This window comes from Streptomyces sp. NBC_00859, assembly GCF_045161865.1.
Taxonomy (GTDB): domain Bacteria; phylum Actinomycetota; class Actinomycetes; order Streptomycetales; family Streptomycetaceae; genus Streptomyces.
The window spans coordinates 2,337,508-2,353,444 of sequence record NZ_CP108826.1; the positions used below are offsets into that span (position 1 = coordinate 2,337,508).

Below are 15,937 nucleotides of genomic sequence, written 5' to 3' on the forward strand. Positions count from 1 at the left end.
TAGTCCATCTGGTCCATCCTCACCCGCACCGTCCCGCACAGCCGGATTCCCGTCCCCATTGCGTTCAGCATGGGAGACGACCCCACGCAATCCGGGACACTCTGCGCATCGTGTGGCGTGCCCGGGAAAGGACGCGATGCCATGTCCAAGGCTGCATCCACCCGGAACAGCGCGCGCTCCGCCGGGTCGTCCGGCACCCTCAGCCTGCTCGACTCGCTCGCCCCCCTGCTGCACGACTGGCTGCCCCGGCAGCGCTGGTTCGCGGGCAAAGGGCGCCCCGTAACCGCCTTCACCCTGGTCTCGGCCACCGAACTGCTGCCGGTCGGCGCGGCCCCCGGGCTGCTCCATCTGCTGGTGCGGGCCGAGCAGGAATCGCCCGCGCCCGCCCACCCCACCGGAGACTGCTACCAGCTGCTGATCGGCGTACGGACATCCCTGCCGCCGCGTCTGAGCGCCGCGCTGATCGGCCGGGCCCGCACCGGGGCGCTGGCCGGCTCGGTGCTGTACGACGCGCTGCTCGACCCGCGGCTCACCGGGCTGCTCCTCGAGCGGCTGCGCGCGCCCGGCCGGATCGGGGCGCTGCGGTTCGACCGCGACCCCGCCGCGGAGATCCCGGCCGGGCTGCCCGCGCGCCCGCTCGGCGCCGAGCAGTCCAACACCTCACTGGTCTATGGCGATACGTTCATCCTGAAGGTCTTCCGGCGCGTCCACCCAGGTTCGAACCCGGATCTGGAACTGCCGCTCGCGCTTGCCCAGGCGGGCTGCGCCCGAGTGCCCGCACCCGTCGCCTGGTACGAGACCACCGAGCCGGAGCCCGCCACGCTCGGGGTCCTCCAGCCCTTCCTCACCGGCTCCGAGGACGGCTGGCAGCTGGCCCTGCTCGCACTCGCCGACGGCCACGACTTCGCGGCGGGCGCGCGGGCGCTCGGCCGGGCGACGGCCGAGGTGCACGGGACGCTGGCGGCCGCGCTGCCCACCGCGGTGCTGCGCAAGCGGCAGATAGAGCATCTCGCCGCGGAGATGACGCAGCGCCTGGAGGCCACGGCCCAGGCCGTGCCCGCGCTCGCGCCGTACGTGGCCGGGCTGCGCACCGCCTTCGACGCGGTCGCCGAGCTCGGCCACGCGGGCCGCACCTGGGCCGCCCAGCGCATCCACGGCGACCTGCACCTGGGCCAGAGCCTGCGGGCCGGGAACGGGGAGTGGTCGGTCATCGACTTCGAGGGCGAACCGGCCCGGCCGCTGGCCGAGCGCACCCGCCCGCAGCCGGTGGTCCGCGATGTGGCGGGCATGCTGCGCTCCTTCGACTACGCGGCCCGCACCCACCGCCCCTGGTCACCCAAGTGGGCCATCGGCTGCCGGGACGCTTACTGCGAGGGGTACGCGTCGGTGTCGGGAGACGACCCACGCGCCGAACCGGAGCTGCTGCGGGCCTACGAGACCGACAAGGCGGTGTACGAGGTCCTGTACGAGGCGAGGAACCGCCCCGACTGGCTGCCCGTCCCGATGGCCGCGATCGAGCGGCTCTCGCTTCCCGAACCCCCCATTTCCCACCGCGTTTCCCACCGTGCGCCGAAGCTGCCGAGGAGGCCGCCCCAGTGACCGCCCGTCCCCCGTCCCGCACTCCGTCGCCCGCCGAACCCGAGCCCGCCGGAGCCACCGAGCCCGCAGCGGACACCCCCGTACTGCCCTCCCAGCCGACCGGGGGCGTACGGCCCGCGGAAATGCTCGGCGACGGCGACCGGGAGCGGCTGCTCAGCGGCGGCCACCACGACCCGCACGCGCTGCTCGGCGCCCACCCGGTCACCGGCGGCGTCGCCGTGCGGGCCCTGCGTCCGTACGCCCGCGCCGTGACCGTGATCGCCCAGGGGCTCCGCGCCGAACTGCGCGACGACGGGCAGGGCTTCTTCTCCGGGCTGCTGCCACTGAGTACCGTCCCGGAGTACACGCTGCTCGTCACCTACGACGACGGCGGGATCGAGGTCCACGATCCGTACCGCTTCCTGCCCGCCATCGGCGAACTCGATCTGCACCTCATCGGCGAGGGCCGCCACGAGGAACTGTGGAAGGCCCTCGGCGCGCAGCCGATGACCTTCCAGGGGGTCACCGGTACCCGGTTCACCGTGTGGGCGCCCGACGCGCGCGGGGTACGGGTCAGCGGTGACTTCAACTACTGGGACGGCACCGCGTATCCGATGCGGTCACTCGGGTCGACCGGTGTGTGGGAGCTGTTCGTGCCGGGTGTCGGCGAGGGGGCGCTCTACAAGTTCGACCTGATGCGCCCGGACGGCAGCCACACCCTGCGTGCGGACCCGATGGCGCGGCGCACCGAGGTGCCGCCCGCCACCGCGTCCGTCGTGACGCAGGCGCACCACATCTGGCAGGACGAGAACTGGATGGCGCACCGCGCCGACCGTCCGGTCCACGAGGCGCCCTTCTCGGTCTACGAGCTGCATCTGCCTTCCTGGCGACCAGGCCTGACTTATCGTCAGCTCGCGACCCAGCTGACGGCCTACGTCCAGGACCTCGGCTTCACCCACGTGGAGCTGATGCCGGTCTCCGAGCACCCCTTCGGGGGCTCCTGGGGCTACCAGGTCACGGGTTTCTACGCGCCCACGTCCCGCATGGGCACACCGGACGACTTCCGGTACCTGGTGGACTCGCTGCACCGGGCCGGCATCGGCGTCCTGATGGACTGGGTGCCGGCGCACTTCCCGAAGGACGACTGGGCGCTGGCGCAGTTCGACGGCCGTCCGCTGTACGAGCACGCCGACCCGACCCGTGCGGAGCACCCCGACTGGGGCACGCTGGAGTTCGACTACGGCCGCACCGAGGTGCGTAACTTCCTTGTCGCCAACGCCACTTACTGGTGCGAGGAGTTCCACATCGACGGGCTCCGGGTGGACGCCGTCGCCTCGATGCTCTACCTGGACTACTCCCGCGAGGAAGGCCAGTGGTCACCGAACGAGCACGGCGGCCGGGAGAACCCGGACGCGGTGGCCTTCCTGCAGGAGATGAACGCGACCGTCTACCGGCGCAACCCCGGTGTGGTGACGATCGCCGAGGAGTCGACGGCCTGGGACGGCGTCACCCGCGCCACCGACCAGGTCGGGGCGGGCGGCTTCGGCGGCCTCGGATTCGGGCTGAAGTGGAACATGGGGTGGATGCACGACTCCCTGGAGTACGTGTCCAAGGAGCCGGTGCACCGCAAGTACCACCACAACGAGATGACGTTCTCGATGGTGTACGCCTTCAGCGAGAACTACGTCCTGCCCATCTCGCACGACGAGGTGGTGCACGGCAAGCAGGCGCTGGTGTCGAAGATGCCGGGCGACTGGTGGCAGCAGCGCGCCACACACCGCGCGTACCTGGGCTTCATGTGGGCCCACCCCGGCAAGCAACTCCTCTTCATGGGACAGGAGTTCGCGCAGGGAGCCGAATGGTCGGAGGCGCACGGCCCGGACTGGTGGCTGCTGGACCCGTCGTACGGGGCGGCGCACGACCACCGCGGCGTCCGGGACCTGGTGCGCGACCTGAACGCGGTGTACGCGACGGCCCCCGCCCTGTGGCAGCGCGACACCGATCCGGGCGGTTTCGCCTGGGTGGCGGGTGACGCCGCGGAGGACAACGTCTTCGCGTTCCTGCGCTACGACGCGCACGGCGCCCCGCTGCTCTCGGTCTCCAACTTCTCGCCGGTGGTGCGGTACGGCTACCGGCTCGGCGTGCCGGACTCCGTACCGGCGTGGCAGGAGGTGCTGAACACCGACACCGGGCTCTACGGCGGCGGCGACATCCGCAACACGGAGCCGCTGAAGCCCGAGCCGGTGCCGTACCACGGACGTGCTTCCAGCGTCGGACTGACGCTGCCGCCGCTGGCGACGGTGTGGTTCAGGCCGGTCTGAGCCGTCCGGGAGCACCGGCCCCGGTGGCCGGGGTGCGGCGGCGTGGACATCACCCGCCGCCGCGCCCCGCCCGGTCACTGCCGGGGATCCGTTGCCGCACCTCTGAGGCACTCCGGCAGCCGGTCGCCCGTGTGCACGATGCCGGCCCGCTGGGTGGCCCGGGTCAGCGCCACGTACAGGTCGCTCGTGCCACGCGGCGAACCGGAGAGGATCTGGCCCGGCTCGACCACGATCACCGTGTCGAACTCCAGCCCCTTCGCCTGCCGGGGTGCCAGCAGGACGACGGGCCGGTGCAGGTCCGGCTCGCCCTCGTCCACGTCCGGGAGAACGGCTGCCAGTTCGCGGTGCAGCCCGGCCGGGGCGATCACCGCGATCCTGCCCTCGTCGGCGCGCGCCGCCTCGACGGCATCGGCCACGGTGCGGGCCAGGTCGCCGGTGGCCCGCACCCAGGGCGGCACCCCCGTGGAGCGGATGGAGCGCGGCGGCCGGAAGGACGGGTCGTCCGCACGCGGGACGGCTGCCGCGACCTCCATGATCTCGGCGGGGGTGCGGTAGTTGATACCGAGCCGTACATGCTCGTACCGGTCCTCGACGTACGGGGCGAGCATGGTCGCCCAGTCCCCCACGCCGCCCGGCTCGGCGGTCTGGGCCGGGTCGCCGACCAGGGTCATCGAGCGGGTCGGGGAGCGCCGCATCAGCAGCCGCCACACCATGGGTGAGAGTTCCTGCGCCTCGTCGACGATGATGTGGCCGAAGGCCCAGGTGCGGTCGGCCGCCGCGCGTTCGGCGGCGCTGCGGTGATCGGCCTCCTCGTGCCGCTCGGCCATCCGCTCGGCGTCGATGATGTCGTGCGCGGCGAGCAGTTCGGACTCCTCGTCCTCGAACTCGAAGGACTCGGAGCCCAGCGACAGATCGAGGACGCCCTGGGCGAACGCGACCTGCTCCTGACGCGCGGCCTCGGCCGCCGCGCGCAGCGCCGAGTCGTCCTCACCGAGCAGTTCGGCGGCCTCGTCGAGGAGGGGGACGTCGGCAGGCGTCCAGTCGCCGCTCGTGCGGCGGATGGCGGCCGCGTCGGCGTCCGGCAGGTACACGGGGTCGGTGAGGTAGTCGGCGACCACCTGTTGTGCGGTGCACAACGGCCACAACTCCTCGATGGCCGCGTGCACTTCGGAGCTTGCCGCGACGGCCTTGCCGATCTGGGCGAGGTCGTCGGGACCCAGGAAGTTGGGCCCGCCGTAGGGGTCGGCGCCGAGCCGGTCGGCCAGCTGCGCGGTCAGGTCGTCGATGATCCGGAACGCGAAGTGCGGTCGGGCGAGGTTGTGCGGCAGCAGGGTCGAGCGGGCACGCTCGCGGGCGGCGTCGGCGATGGTCCAGTCGAGCAGCAGATCACCGTCGTCGTGCGGGATCACCAGGGGGCCACCGGGCTCCGGTGTCCGCTGGAGGTCGCGGACGAAGGCGGCGAGCGCATCCGCCATCTCCGTACGCCCCTTGACCGCGGCGGCCTCCGGAGTGTCCGTACCGGTGGCGGTCACACCGGGGAACAGCTCACCCGGCGTGGCCAGCAGCACGCCCGTCTCGCCGAGTGAGGGCAGCACCTCACCGATGTAGCCGAGGAAGGCCGGGTTGGGGCCGACGACGAGGACCGCCCGGCGGGCGAGCTGGTCACGGTGGGCGTACAGGAGGTAGGCGGCCCGGTGCAGCGCGACCGCGGTCTTGCCGGTGCCGGGGCCGCCCTCGACGACGAGGACCCCGTGGTGCGGGGCTCGGATGATCTCGTCCTGTTCGGCCTGGATGGTCTGCACGATGTCGTGCATCCGGCCGGTGCGCGCGGAGTCCAGCGCGGAGAGCAGCACCGCGTCGGCGTCGGCGCCCTCGTGCCCGGTCCGCTCGGTGTCGGCGAGGTCGAGGATCTCGTCGTGGAGCGCGGTGACGGTCCTGCCCTGGGTGGTGAGGTGCCGGCGGCGGCGCAGTCCCATCGGGGAATGCCCGGTGGCGAGATAGAAGGGCCGCGCGATCCGTGCGCGCCAGTCGATCACCAGCGGAGCACGTTCGTTGTTCTCGTCGGCTGCCTCACGGATTCCGATACGGCCGATGTGATAGCGGGAACCGTCGGCGAAATCGATACGCCCGAAGCAGAGCCCGGATTCCACCGAATTCAGCGCGCCGAGCAGCCCGGACTGTTCGGCGACCAGCACATCGCGCTCGACGCGCGCCTGAAGCCCCTTGCCCACCTGGGCGAATGAGCTCTGCACGGCGGCCTCGGCGCGCTCACGGAGCGCGTCGAGCCGCCCGTAGAGCCGTGAGACGAATTGCTGTTCGTTCTGCAATTCCTCGGTTGACAATGCAGCTCCTGACGCGGTACGGTGCGTGTATAAGACTTCTTCTTGGCTTTACTGCGCACAGAGTTGTGCACAAAGACAGGAAGCATCCACTGTACGCGCCGCAATACCCCGGACGCCAATTCGCCCGGGGTATTTCTGTGCCGGTCTCCTTTTTTCGGTCTCCCGTACCGGAGCCGGAGCGGCCGCGGGTCAGAGCACGTCCGCGAGTTCCTGGAGCAGCCGCCGCTTCGGCCGGGCACCGACCATAGACTTCACCGGCTCGCCGTCCCGGAAGACCATCAGCGTCGGCATCGCCATCACCCCGTACCGGACCATCACATCCGGATTGCTGTCCACGTCCAGCTGCACGACCTTGAGGCGTCCCGCCTCCTCGCTCGCGACGGCGCTCAGCACCGGCGCGAGCTGCCGGCACGGCCCGCACCAGTCGGCGGTGAACTCGACCAGGACCGGCAGCCCTGCCCCGAGTACCTCACGGTCGAAATCGGCGTCCGTCACGGACTCGACGCCCTCTGCGTGCATCATCTCTGCTGGTCCTCCCACTCGGCCCTGTCGGACAGTTCACAGCGCGGTTCCGGCCCGCCCGGCAACTCCGCCTCGGCGCGGGCCAGTTCCGCTCCCACCTGCTGCCGTACGCCCTGGAGCTGCCCGATCAGCGCGTCCAGCTCGGACAGCTTGCGCCGGTACACGGCGAGCGAGGCGGGGCAGACGTCCCCGGCCGGATGGCCGGCGCGCAGGCACTCGACGAACGGCCTGGTCTCCTCCAGGCCGAAGCCGAAGTCCTGCAGCGTCCTGATCTGCTGGAGCAGCCGCAGATCGTCCTCGTCATAGGTCCGGTAACCGTTCACCGCCCGCCGTGCGGGCAGCAGCTCCCGTGACTCGTAGTACCGAAGAGCACGGGTGGTGGTCCCGGCCCGCTCCGCCAGCTCGCCGATTCGCATGGCCCGAAGGTAATCCTTGACGTCGGCGTCAAGGCAAGGCCCCTTCCGGCAGCCGCACCTCCGGGAATCAGGACAGGGCCGGGGGCCGGACACCGTCACACCGGGGCCGTCGCCCGCTCCTCCTCCTGCGCCACAGCCGGCTCCGTACGCCGGCCGCGGCCGGGCACCAGCACGGCGACCAGCACGGTGCCGATACCGAGTATCACCGCGCCGACCAGGCTGGTGTGGGCGACGGCCTGCGAGAAGGCGCCGTTCACCGCGTCCGCCAGGGCGCGCGCCTGCCCTGGTCCCGCCGTGGTTCCGGCCTTCCGCGCCACCGCGAGGCCCGCTCCCACCGAGTCCTGGGCGGTGCTCAGAGCACCGGCGGGCAGCTTGCCACCGACCGCGTCCGCGAGGTGCGAGGAGTACGCGCCGGAGAGCACCGATCCGAGAATCGCGATGCCCAGCGAGCCGCCCAGCTCGATCGAGGTGTCGTTGACCGCGCCGCCGACGCCCAGTTCGGACTCCGGGAACGCGCCCATGATCGCGTCGGTGCACGGCGACAGGGCGAGCCCGATGGCCAGGCCGAGCAGGACCAGCGGCAGGACGAACTCCCCGTATCCCGAGGCCGCGTCGATCCGGGTGAGCAGCGCCAGCGAAGCCGTACCGCCGACCATGCCCGCCGTGACCGTGACCCGCATCCCGAGCCGGGGCGTCAGGATTCCGGTCAGCGCCGAGCCTGCGAAGACGGCGCCGGCCAGCGGTAGCATCCGCACCCCGGTCTCGAAGGCGTTGAAGCCGAGCACAAACTGCAGATGCTGGGTCAGGTAGTAGAAGGCGCCGAACACGGCCAGGAAGAAGAGGGCCACGGCGAGATTCGCCCCGGCGAAGCCCCGGTCGAGGTAGCGCCGCACGTCGAGCACCGGGCGCGGGTGCCGCAGCTCCCACAGCACGAACGCGACGAACCCGGCTCCCGCCACGACTGCCGCGGTGACGGCCTTGACGCCCCAGCCGAAGTGCGGCCCTTCGATGATCATGTAGACGAGGGCGCCGACGGAGACCACCGAGAGCAGTCCGCCCACGTAGTCGATCCGGTCGCGGTGGCCCGCCTTCGACGGCGGCACGAGCACGAAGGCGCCGATGACGGCGAGCACCGCGATCGGCACGTTGATCAGGAAGGTGGACGCCCAGCCGTGGTGCTGGAGCAGGGCTCCGGCGACCAGCGGACCGGCGGCGATGGCGAGCCCAGCGGTGGCCGTCCAGAGCACGATCGCCTTGGCCCGCTCGGCGCGCGGGAAGCTCGCCGCGAGCAGCGACAGCGTGGCGGGCATGATCATCGCCGCGCCGACCCCCATGACGGCGCGGGCCGCGATGACTCCCGTGGCACTGCCGACCAGCGACCCCGCGACCGCTCCCCCGCCGAAGACGACGAGCCCCAGTACGAGCGCGCCGCGCCTGCTGTACTTGTCGCCGATGGCGCCGAGCAACAGCATCAGGGCCGCGTACGGGACGGTGTAACCGTCGATCACCCACTGCAGGTCGGAGCTGCTGAGCCCCAGATCCCGCGTCATGTCGGGGGCCGCGACCGTCAGCGCGGTGTTCGCCATCACGATGATCAGCAGGCTCAGGCAGAGGACAAGCAGCGCCCACCAGCGGCGCCGGTACGGCCCTTCCATCTCCGCGACCGGTTCCCTCACCACGAGATTCATGACGTCCCACCATCCCTACTACTTGCACATGCTTGTGCAATTACACACTGCTGTGCAATTTAACGCGCTTCCCGGCGCGGTGCAAAATGGGCCCGTGACTTCCGGACGAGCAGACGCCAACCGCCGCCGCATCCTGGATGTGGCGCTCACCGAGCTGCTGCACGATCCGGAGGCCTCGATGGACCAGATCGCCCGCGCGGCCGGAGTCGTACGCCGCACGGTCTACGGCCACTTCCCCAGCCGCGAGGCCCTGATCGCCGCGCTCGTGGACAACGCGGCGGCCGCCGTGGCGCAGGCGCACGCCACCGGGCGCGAGGGCGCCGGCGACCCGGCCGAGGCACTGGCCCGCGCGACGCTCGCGGTCTGGGAGATCGCCGACCGCTACCGGCTGCTGGTCGCGCTGGCGCAGCGCAGCGTCACGATGGCAGGCATCAAACAGCGCCTCACCCCGGTACGCGACGCGTGCACGGCCCTGCTCCAACGCGGCCTGGACGAGGGCGTGTTCGTCTCACCCCTGCCGGCCGAGGCCCTCGCGTACGTCCACGAGCAGACACTGTTCGGCCTGATGGAGGCCGTCAACGAGGGGGCCCTGCCTGCTGCGGAGGGCGGAGCCGCGGCCGCCGGCACGCTGCTGATGACGGCGGGCGTGACGGCGTCGCGGGCGGCGGCGGTCGTGGGGGCGGCGCTCGGACAGCCGGACGGTACGTAGAGACGGTGGCGGTCGCCGTGAATCGGATGTTCCGTTCTGCCGAGAAGGCGTGCGATGTAGTGCGTGGCCCCCTCGGCGATCGGCCCCTTCTGCGCAAGCTTCGGGCAGCGGTCGGCCACATCCTCGGGAAAGCACGCAGTGACCAGAGTCAGCGGAGCAGGTCTCACGGACACCGCCGTGTACGGCGTCGAGGGGCCCGCCTGGGCCCTGCTGAAGGCGACCGAGCACCACACCGGGGAATCGCTCGCGGGTTCAGGGATGTTCCACTCCGCTCTCGCCGCAGCCCGCACGGCGGAGCCCTGCCCCGAACTCCTCGCCGCCAGCTCGCACCTGCTCGCGGTGGGCCGCCGGCCGCTCGGCTGAAGCGGCCTGCGCCCGGCGGACGGCCAACGGACGCGCCGCGTGGCCTCCCCTGCGTACGACAGCCGGGCCTGCGGCGGTGAGCGGAGCCCAGCCGGTCCGCTCACCGTTCGGCCCGGCGCAGGCCGGCCTCAGAGGCCCGTCGTAAGGACCATGCGGAAGCGCGCCGCGCCCGACATCATCTTGTCGAACGCCTCGCCTGCGTCCTCCAGCGGCGCCTCCTCGGTCCAGGAGCGCACACCGCTCTGCGCGGCGAAGCGCAGGGTGTCCTCGGTGTCCACGGCGGTGCCCGACGCGTGGCCGTAGACCTTCTTCGTGCCGCCGATGAACTGCAGCCCGCTGAACGTCATTTCGTCGGGGGTGGCGCCGGCCACGATGAGTTCGCCGCGCCGGCCGAGACCGTCGAACGTCGCCGTCATCGCCTCGCCGTTGGTGACCGTGGCCAGGACGACCTTCGCACCGCCCAGCTTCTGGAGCTCCTCGGCGACGTTCTGCGATGTGCTGTCGATGTAGTACCTGGCCCCGAGGCTGTGCGCGAGCTTCGCCTTCTCCGGACCGCGGGCGACGGCCACCGTACGGAAGCCCATCTTCGCCGCGAACTGCACGCCGAGATGGCCGAGTCCGCCCACTCCGAGGATCGCGACCAGATCACCGGGGCCGGCGGCGCTGCGCCGCAGCGCGTTGAAGACCGTGACGCCCGCGCAGGCCAGCGGGGCGGCCTCGACGGAGGTCAGCTCGTCGGGGACGCGGGCCAGCGCGACCGCGGGCACGACGACGGTGTCGGCGTATCCGCCGGGGTAGGCGGCGCCCGGGATCCGGAGCTCGGCGCAGTTGACGCCGTCGCCCACGCGGCAGGCCTCGCAGTGACCGCAGCTTCCGCCGTACCAGCCGACGGCGACCCGGTCGCCGGCCGTCCAGCCCGCCACGCCGTCGCCGAGCGCGTCGATGCGGCCCGCGATCTCATGTCCGGTGGTCACCGGGAACGTCACTCCGGGCAGCATGCCCCCGGTGATCATCGCGTCGGAGTGGCAGATGCCGCACGCCTCGACGGTGATCCTGACCTGGCCCGGCCCCGGCTCGGGGAGCTCGGTCCGTACAAGGGCGAAGGGGCCGCCGGGCTCGGTCACCTGCATCGCGCGGGGAGACGTGGGGGTGGATGTCATGGGGGTCTTCCTTGCCTTCCGGGGAGGGTTACGAGAAGCGCACGGGGCGGCGTCGGTGATCCGCCGCCCCTCCCAGTGTGGGCACTCCGCGCCCCGTCGGCCACGCGCGCCGCGCGGGTGCGGCGCCGGGCGGGTGCGCCATGAGCGCCGGAAGCCGCCCACGAGCATCAATGTCAGTGGCCGGTGGCAGCATGTGATCCGTCCGCCGCCCGAACCCGTACAGCAGTCCCGCGTCCGTCCCCGCCCCCCGACCGCACCTCCAGGGAATCCGTATGAAACACGCCGAACACCGCTGTGCCTGGGCGGACAGCTCCGACCTGATGGCCGCCTACCACGACGAGGAGTGGGGCCGCCCTTCGCACGACGACCGCTACCTCTTCGAGTTCCTCGTCCTGGAGGGGGCCCAGGCCGGGCTCTCCTGGTCGACGGTGCTCAACAAGCGGGACAACTACCGGCGGCTGCTCGACGGGTTCGACCCGGTGAGGATCGCCGAGTACGACGAGGCCAGGCTCGCGGAGCTGCTCGGCGACGCGGGCATCGTACGGAACCGGCTGAAGGTCGCCTCGCTGGTGAAGAACGCCCGCGCCTTCCTCACTGTGCAGAAGGAGTTCGGCTCGTTCGCCACATACCTCTGGCAGTGGACGGACGGGAAGAGAATCGTGAACCGGCCGGGCCCCGGAGACCCGCTTCCTACCAGCACCGAGCTCTCCGACCGGCTCAGCAAGGACCTCAAGCGGCGCGGCTTCACCTTCGTCGGAACCACGATCGTCTACGCCTATCTGGAGGCCGTCGGCGTCGTCGACGACCACTGGACGGGCTGCCCGGCAGCGGTGCCGCGGGACTGAGCCGTCGGACCGGGGCGCCGGTGCCGGGTCTCCGGCCCGGCGCCCCGGCAGACGGCCCCCAGCCAGGGGCGGGCCGTCACTGCTGGGCGGCCGGTTCCCTGCCGCTCTCCCGGGGCAGCGGCACCTCCTGGGGCCCGTCGCCGTCCCTGCTCTCCGGCCTGTCGTCCATCAGCGTCGCCTCGTCGAACGGCAGCCGGCCACGCAGCACCTCCTCCGCCCGCGCCTTGTCGATCTCCTTCGTCCAGGTACCCACCAGGACCGTCGCCACGGCGTTGCCTGCGAAGTTCGTCATCGCCCGTGCCTCACTCATGAAGCGGTCGATGCCGACGATCAGGCCGACCCCGCCGACCAGATCCGGGCGGTGCGACTGGAGACCCCCGGCGAGCGTGGCGAGGCCCGCGCCGGTGACACCCGCCGCGCCCTTCGACGCGACGATCATGAAGAGCAGGAGCGAGATCTGCTCGCCGCCGCTGAGCGGCTTGTCCATCGCGTTGGCGACGAAGAGCGCCGACATCGTCAGATAGATCGCCGTGCCGTCGAGGTTGAAGGAGTACCCCGTGGGGACGGTGATCCCGGCGACCGGCCTGCTCACGCCCAGGTGCTCCATCTTCGCGATCAGCCGCGCCAGCGCCGACTCCGACGACGAGGTCGAAAGGATCAGCAGGAACTCACGGCCCAGGTACTTCAGCAGCAGGAAGATGTTCATGCCCGCGATCAGCCGCAGCAGCGTGCCGAGCACGACGAAGACGAAGAGCGCACAGGTCAGATAGAAGCCGATCATGATGACTGCCAGTGACTTCAGCGCGTCCACACCGGTCTCGCCGACCACCGCCGCCATCGCGCCGAAAGCGCCCACCGGGGCCGCCCACATGATCATGGCCAGGATGCGGAACACCAGCCGCTGGATGTGCTCGATGCCCCGCAGCACCGGCTGCCCCGCCGGGCCGATCGCCTGGAGCGCGAACCCGGAGAGCAGCGCGATCAGCAGCGTCTGGAGCACCTGCCCCTCGGTGAAGGCGGAGACCATGGTCGTCGGGATGATCCCCAGCAGGAAGTCCGCGGTGGAGTCCCCGCCGCCGGTGGCCTGCGCGGCGCCCGCGTGCCGTACCGCTTCGGTCAGATGCAGCCCGGATCCCGGCTCCAGGACGTTCCCGACGACGAGGCCGATGGCCAGTGCCACCGTCGACATCACCAGGAAGTAGCCGAGGGCCAGACCGCCGACCGCGCCCACCTTGGCGGCCTTGCGGACCGAGCCGACCCCCAGCACGATCGTGCAGAAGATGATCGGCGAGATCATCATCTTGATGAGATTCACGAACCCGTCGCCCAGCGGCTTGAGTTCGACGGCAACCCCGGGTGCGGCGAAGCCGACCGCGATGCCGAGCACCACCGCGGCGATCACCGCGAGGTAAAGATAGTGCGTACGGTCCCGCTTCTCTGCGGACACGCTTGCCTCCTGGTACACGTCCGATCCACGTCCGATCCACATCCCTGACCATCCCGGTGGATCCCCGCGACTCTCCATCAGGCTGTGACCGCGGTCACCCTTGCGTGCATTTCGTTCACGCGTTTCGCAGCGTGCAGACTGTCGGCCATGCACATACGCCCTCCCCGGCCCCGCAGCCTGGCCGGCCAGCTCTTCGCGATGCAGGTCGTACTCGTCGCGGTGATCGTGGCCGGGTGCGCGGTGTTCAGCTATGTGTCGGACCAGCGCCAGGCCAGGGCGGCCGCCCGGCGCCAGGCCACCGCTGCCGCGACCGCCGTGGCGCTCTCGCCCTCCGTCCGGCGGGCCACCGTCTCGGACGACCCGTCCGCCGTGCTCCAGCCGTACGCCGAGCAGGTGCGCCGCTCCACCGGAGTGGCCTTTGTGACGATCATGGACACCCACGGGATCCGCTGGACGCACCCCGACCCGCAGCGGATCGGTGAGCACTATCTGGGCCACACCGCGGAGGCGCTGCACGGCAGGACGTACGCCGAGACCTACACCGGCACACTCGGCCCGTCCGCGCGGGTCGTCACCCCGGTCAGGGCGGACGGCGGCGCACACGCCAGGGTCACCGGGCTCGTCAGCGCGGGCATCACCGTGGAACGGATCGACGCCCAGCTCCAGGCACAGGTGAGCGTGCTGCTCTGGTTCGCCGGGGTCGCTCTGGCGCTGGGCGGTATCGGCACGTACGTCATCAACGCCCGGCTGCGCCGGCACACGCACGGGATGAACCCCGCCGAGCTGAGCCGGATGCACGACTACCACCAGGCCACGCTGCACGCTGTGCGGGAGGGGCTGCTGATGCTGGACAGCGGCCGGCGCATCGCCCTCATCAACGACGGCGGCCGGGAGCTGCTGGGGCTCGGCGAGGACGTGGTGGGCCGCGGCGCAGCCGAACTGGGCCTCCCCGCGCCGCTCACCGGGCTGCTGCTCGCCGACGGGCCGCGGGTGGACGAGGTCCATCTGACCGCCGACCGCGTCGTGGTCGTCAACAGCCGCCCCGTCTCTTCGGGTGAGCACCGGGGCACGGTCATCACTCTGCGCGACCGCACCGAACTCCAGGCGCTGTCGGGCGAGCTGGACTCGGAGCGCGGCTTCACCCAGGCGCTGCGCGCCCAGGCCCACGAGGCGGCCAACCGGCTGCACACGGTTGTCTCGTTGATCGAGCTGGGCCGGTCGGCGGAAGCCGTGGAGTTCGCCACCGGCGAGCTGGAGCTGGCGCAGACCCTCACCGACCGGGTGGTGGGCGCCGTGGACGAGCCGGTGCTGGCCGCGCTGCTGCTGGGCAAGGCGGCGCAGGCCAACGAGCGCGGGGTCGAACTGGTCCTGGCCGAGGACAGCGTCATCGACGACGGGCTGCTGCCGGCCCGTGACCTGGTCACGATCCTCGGCAACCTCATCGACAACGCGGTCGACGCCGCCCAGGGCAGTGACGGCGCCCGGGTGACCGTGACGGTGCGAGCGGCGGACGGTGAGCTGCTGATCCGGGTCCGCGACACCGGTCCGGGCGTCGCCCCCGGCGACGACGTCTTCCGGCTCGGCTGGTCGACGAAGAGCACCGGCCGCGGCCTCGGCCTGGCCCTGGTCAGGCAGACCGTACGGCGTGGCGGGGGCACGGTCACGGCGGCGGGCCCGGAGTTCGTCGTCCGGCTGCCGGTCCGGCAGGAGGTGACACCGGCGTGATCAGAGTCCTGGTCATCGAGGACGACCCGGTCGCGGCGGACGCGCACGAGCTGTACGTGGGCCGGGTGCCCGGATTCACCGTGGCGGGCGTGGCGCACTCCAGGGCGGAGGCCGTACGGGTCCTGGACCGCACACCCGTCGATCTGCTCCTGCTCGATCTGCACCTGCCCGACGGCCACGGCCTGCAGCTGGTCCGCTCGCTGCGCACCGCGGGGCACACCGCTGACGTCATCGCCGTCACTTCGGCGCGTGATCTGGCCGTCGTGCGGGAGGGCGTCTCGCTCGGTGTCGTGCAGTACGTGCTGAAACCGTTCACCTTCGCCACCCTGCGCGACCGTCTGGTGCGGTACGCGGAATTCCGCGGGGCGGCCGCCGGCGAGGCGAGCGGCCAGGAGGAGGTGGACCGGGCGCTGGCCACCCTGCGCACACCCGAACCCGCCTCACTCCCCAAGGGGTTGAGCGCGCCGACGCTGGAGGCGGTGACCCGCACCCTGCGGTCGGCGGCCGACGGAACGACCGCCACCGCGACCGCCGACGCGGTCGGGATCTCCCGGATCACCGCGCGCCGCTACCTGGAACACCTGGTGACCACCGGCCGGGCGGTACGCCGCCCGCAGTACGGGCAGATCGGGCGTCCGGAGCTGCAGTACCGGTGGCTGAGTCACCCGTAGCGGCCGGCGCACGGACGGGCTCCGCCGTCAATGGGCCGTGCCGTCGAACGGCCGTCCGCCGCGCACCGCCCCGGCATCCCAACAACGTTGTCATGCACAGGCATTGACCCGCAATTGCGGGCCGCCATACCTTCGCCGGGCAGCCGCTGA

Annotated in this window: 13 protein-coding genes; 7 read left to right on the forward strand and 6 right to left on the reverse strand. The window is 71.7% G+C overall.

Going from position 1 to position 15,937, the window contains the following annotated elements:
• The first annotated feature begins 141 nt into the window (after positions 1-141).
• On the forward strand, positions 142-1,599 hold the full coding sequence (locus OG584_RS09655) for a maltokinase N-terminal cap-like domain-containing protein (protein WP_405777006.1): 1,458 nt from the start codon (positions 142-144) through the stop codon (positions 1,597-1,599).
• 122 nt (positions 1,600-1,721) lie between these two features.
• On the forward strand, positions 1,722-3,899 hold the full coding sequence (glgB, locus tag OG584_RS09660; RefSeq protein ID WP_405783965.1) for a 1,4-alpha-glucan branching enzyme: 2,178 nt from the start codon (positions 1,722-1,724) through the stop codon (positions 3,897-3,899).
• Positions 3,900-3,973: 74 nt separating this feature from the next.
• On the opposite strand, the gene OG584_RS09665 is transcribed toward glgB, so the two are convergent.
• From OG584_RS09665 to OG584_RS09680, 4 genes are all read right to left on the reverse strand, one after another.
• Positions 3,974-6,241: a HelD family protein gene (locus tag OG584_RS09665; protein ID WP_405777008.1), complete on the reverse strand. Its 2,268-nt coding sequence runs from the start codon at positions 6,239-6,241 to the stop codon at positions 3,974-3,976.
• Between the two features lie 189 nt (positions 6,242-6,430).
• On the reverse strand, positions 6,431-6,763 hold the full coding sequence (gene trxA / locus OG584_RS09670; protein ID WP_405777010.1) for a thioredoxin: 333 nt from the start codon (positions 6,761-6,763) through the stop codon (positions 6,431-6,433).
• Positions 6,760-7,179, reverse strand: a complete 420-nt coding sequence (locus OG584_RS09675; protein ID WP_405777012.1) for a MerR family transcriptional regulator — start codon at positions 7,177-7,179, stop codon at positions 6,760-6,762. The genes trxA and OG584_RS09675 overlap by 4 nt, the downstream gene beginning before the upstream one ends.
• 95 nt (positions 7,180-7,274) lie before the next feature.
• On the reverse strand, positions 7,275-8,867 hold the full coding sequence (locus OG584_RS09680; protein ID WP_405777013.1) for an MFS transporter: 1,593 nt from the start codon (positions 8,865-8,867) through the stop codon (positions 7,275-7,277).
• A gap of 94 nt (positions 8,868-8,961) precedes the next feature.
• On the opposite strand from OG584_RS09680, the gene OG584_RS09685 reads away from it, so the two are divergent.
• Positions 8,962-9,576: a TetR/AcrR family transcriptional regulator gene (locus OG584_RS09685; protein WP_405777015.1), complete on the forward strand. Its 615-nt coding sequence runs from the start codon at positions 8,962-8,964 to the stop codon at positions 9,574-9,576.
• Between the two features lie 138 nt (positions 9,577-9,714).
• A complete protein-coding gene (locus tag OG584_RS09690; RefSeq protein ID WP_405777017.1) occupies positions 9,715-9,939 on the forward strand; it encodes a hypothetical protein in 225 nt (74 codons plus the stop codon).
• A gap of 128 nt (positions 9,940-10,067) precedes the next feature.
• On the opposite strand, the gene OG584_RS09695 is transcribed toward OG584_RS09690, so the two are convergent.
• Entirely contained in the window at positions 10,068-11,099 is a 1,032-nt protein-coding gene (locus OG584_RS09695; protein WP_405777019.1) for an alcohol dehydrogenase catalytic domain-containing protein, read from the reverse strand.
• A gap of 272 nt (positions 11,100-11,371) precedes the next feature.
• On the opposite strand from OG584_RS09695, the gene OG584_RS09700 reads away from it, so the two are divergent.
• Entirely contained in the window at positions 11,372-11,944 is a 573-nt protein-coding gene (locus OG584_RS09700) for a DNA-3-methyladenine glycosylase I (protein ID WP_405777021.1), read from the forward strand.
• A gap of 76 nt (positions 11,945-12,020) precedes the next feature.
• Here the strand turns inward: OG584_RS09700 and OG584_RS09705 are convergent, their stop codons facing one another.
• Positions 12,021-13,433 carry a cation:dicarboxylate symporter family transporter gene (locus OG584_RS09705; protein WP_405777023.1) on the reverse strand — a complete coding sequence of 471 codons (1,413 nt, stop codon included), beginning with the start codon at positions 13,431-13,433 and terminating at the stop codon, positions 12,021-12,023.
• A gap of 105 nt (positions 13,434-13,538) precedes the next feature.
• On the opposite strand from OG584_RS09705, the gene OG584_RS09710 reads away from it, so the two are divergent.
• Entirely contained in the window at positions 13,539-15,116 is a 1,578-nt protein-coding gene (locus tag OG584_RS09710; RefSeq protein WP_405777025.1) for an ATP-binding protein, read from the forward strand.
• On the forward strand, positions 15,113-15,787 hold the full coding sequence (locus tag OG584_RS09715) for a response regulator (RefSeq protein WP_405777027.1): 675 nt from the start codon (positions 15,113-15,115) through the stop codon (positions 15,785-15,787). The genes OG584_RS09710 and OG584_RS09715 overlap by 4 nt, the downstream gene beginning before the upstream one ends.
• The last annotated feature ends 150 nt before the right edge of the window (positions 15,788-15,937 follow it).

Excerpts from the sequence above, each read along its gene's own strand:
- OG584_RS09705 (WP_405777023.1), bottom strand. The coding sequence starts at position 13,433 with ATGTGGATCGGACGTGGATCGGACGTGTACCAGGAGGCAAGCGTGTCC.
- glgB (WP_405783965.1), top strand. The coding sequence starts at position 1,722 with ATGCTCGGCGACGGCGACCGGGAGCGGCTGCTCAGCGGCGGCCACCAC.
- OG584_RS09675 (WP_405777012.1), bottom strand. The coding sequence starts at position 7,179 with ATGCGAATCGGCGAGCTGGCGGAGCGGGCCGGGACCACCACCCGTGCT.
- OG584_RS09655 (WP_405777006.1), top strand. The coding sequence starts at position 142 with ATGTCCAAGGCTGCATCCACCCGGAACAGCGCGCGCTCCGCCGGGTCG.
- OG584_RS09680 (WP_405777013.1), bottom strand. The coding sequence starts at position 8,867 with ATGAATCTCGTGGTGAGGGAACCGGTCGCGGAGATGGAAGGGCCGTAC.
- trxA (WP_405777010.1), bottom strand. The coding sequence starts at position 6,763 with ATGATGCACGCAGAGGGCGTCGAGTCCGTGACGGACGCCGATTTCGAC.
- OG584_RS09710 (WP_405777025.1), top strand. The coding sequence starts at position 13,539 with ATGCACATACGCCCTCCCCGGCCCCGCAGCCTGGCCGGCCAGCTCTTC.
- OG584_RS09695 (WP_405777019.1), bottom strand. The coding sequence starts at position 11,099 with ATGACATCCACCCCCACGTCTCCCCGCGCGATGCAGGTGACCGAGCCC.
- OG584_RS09700 (WP_405777021.1), top strand. The coding sequence starts at position 11,372 with ATGAAACACGCCGAACACCGCTGTGCCTGGGCGGACAGCTCCGACCTG.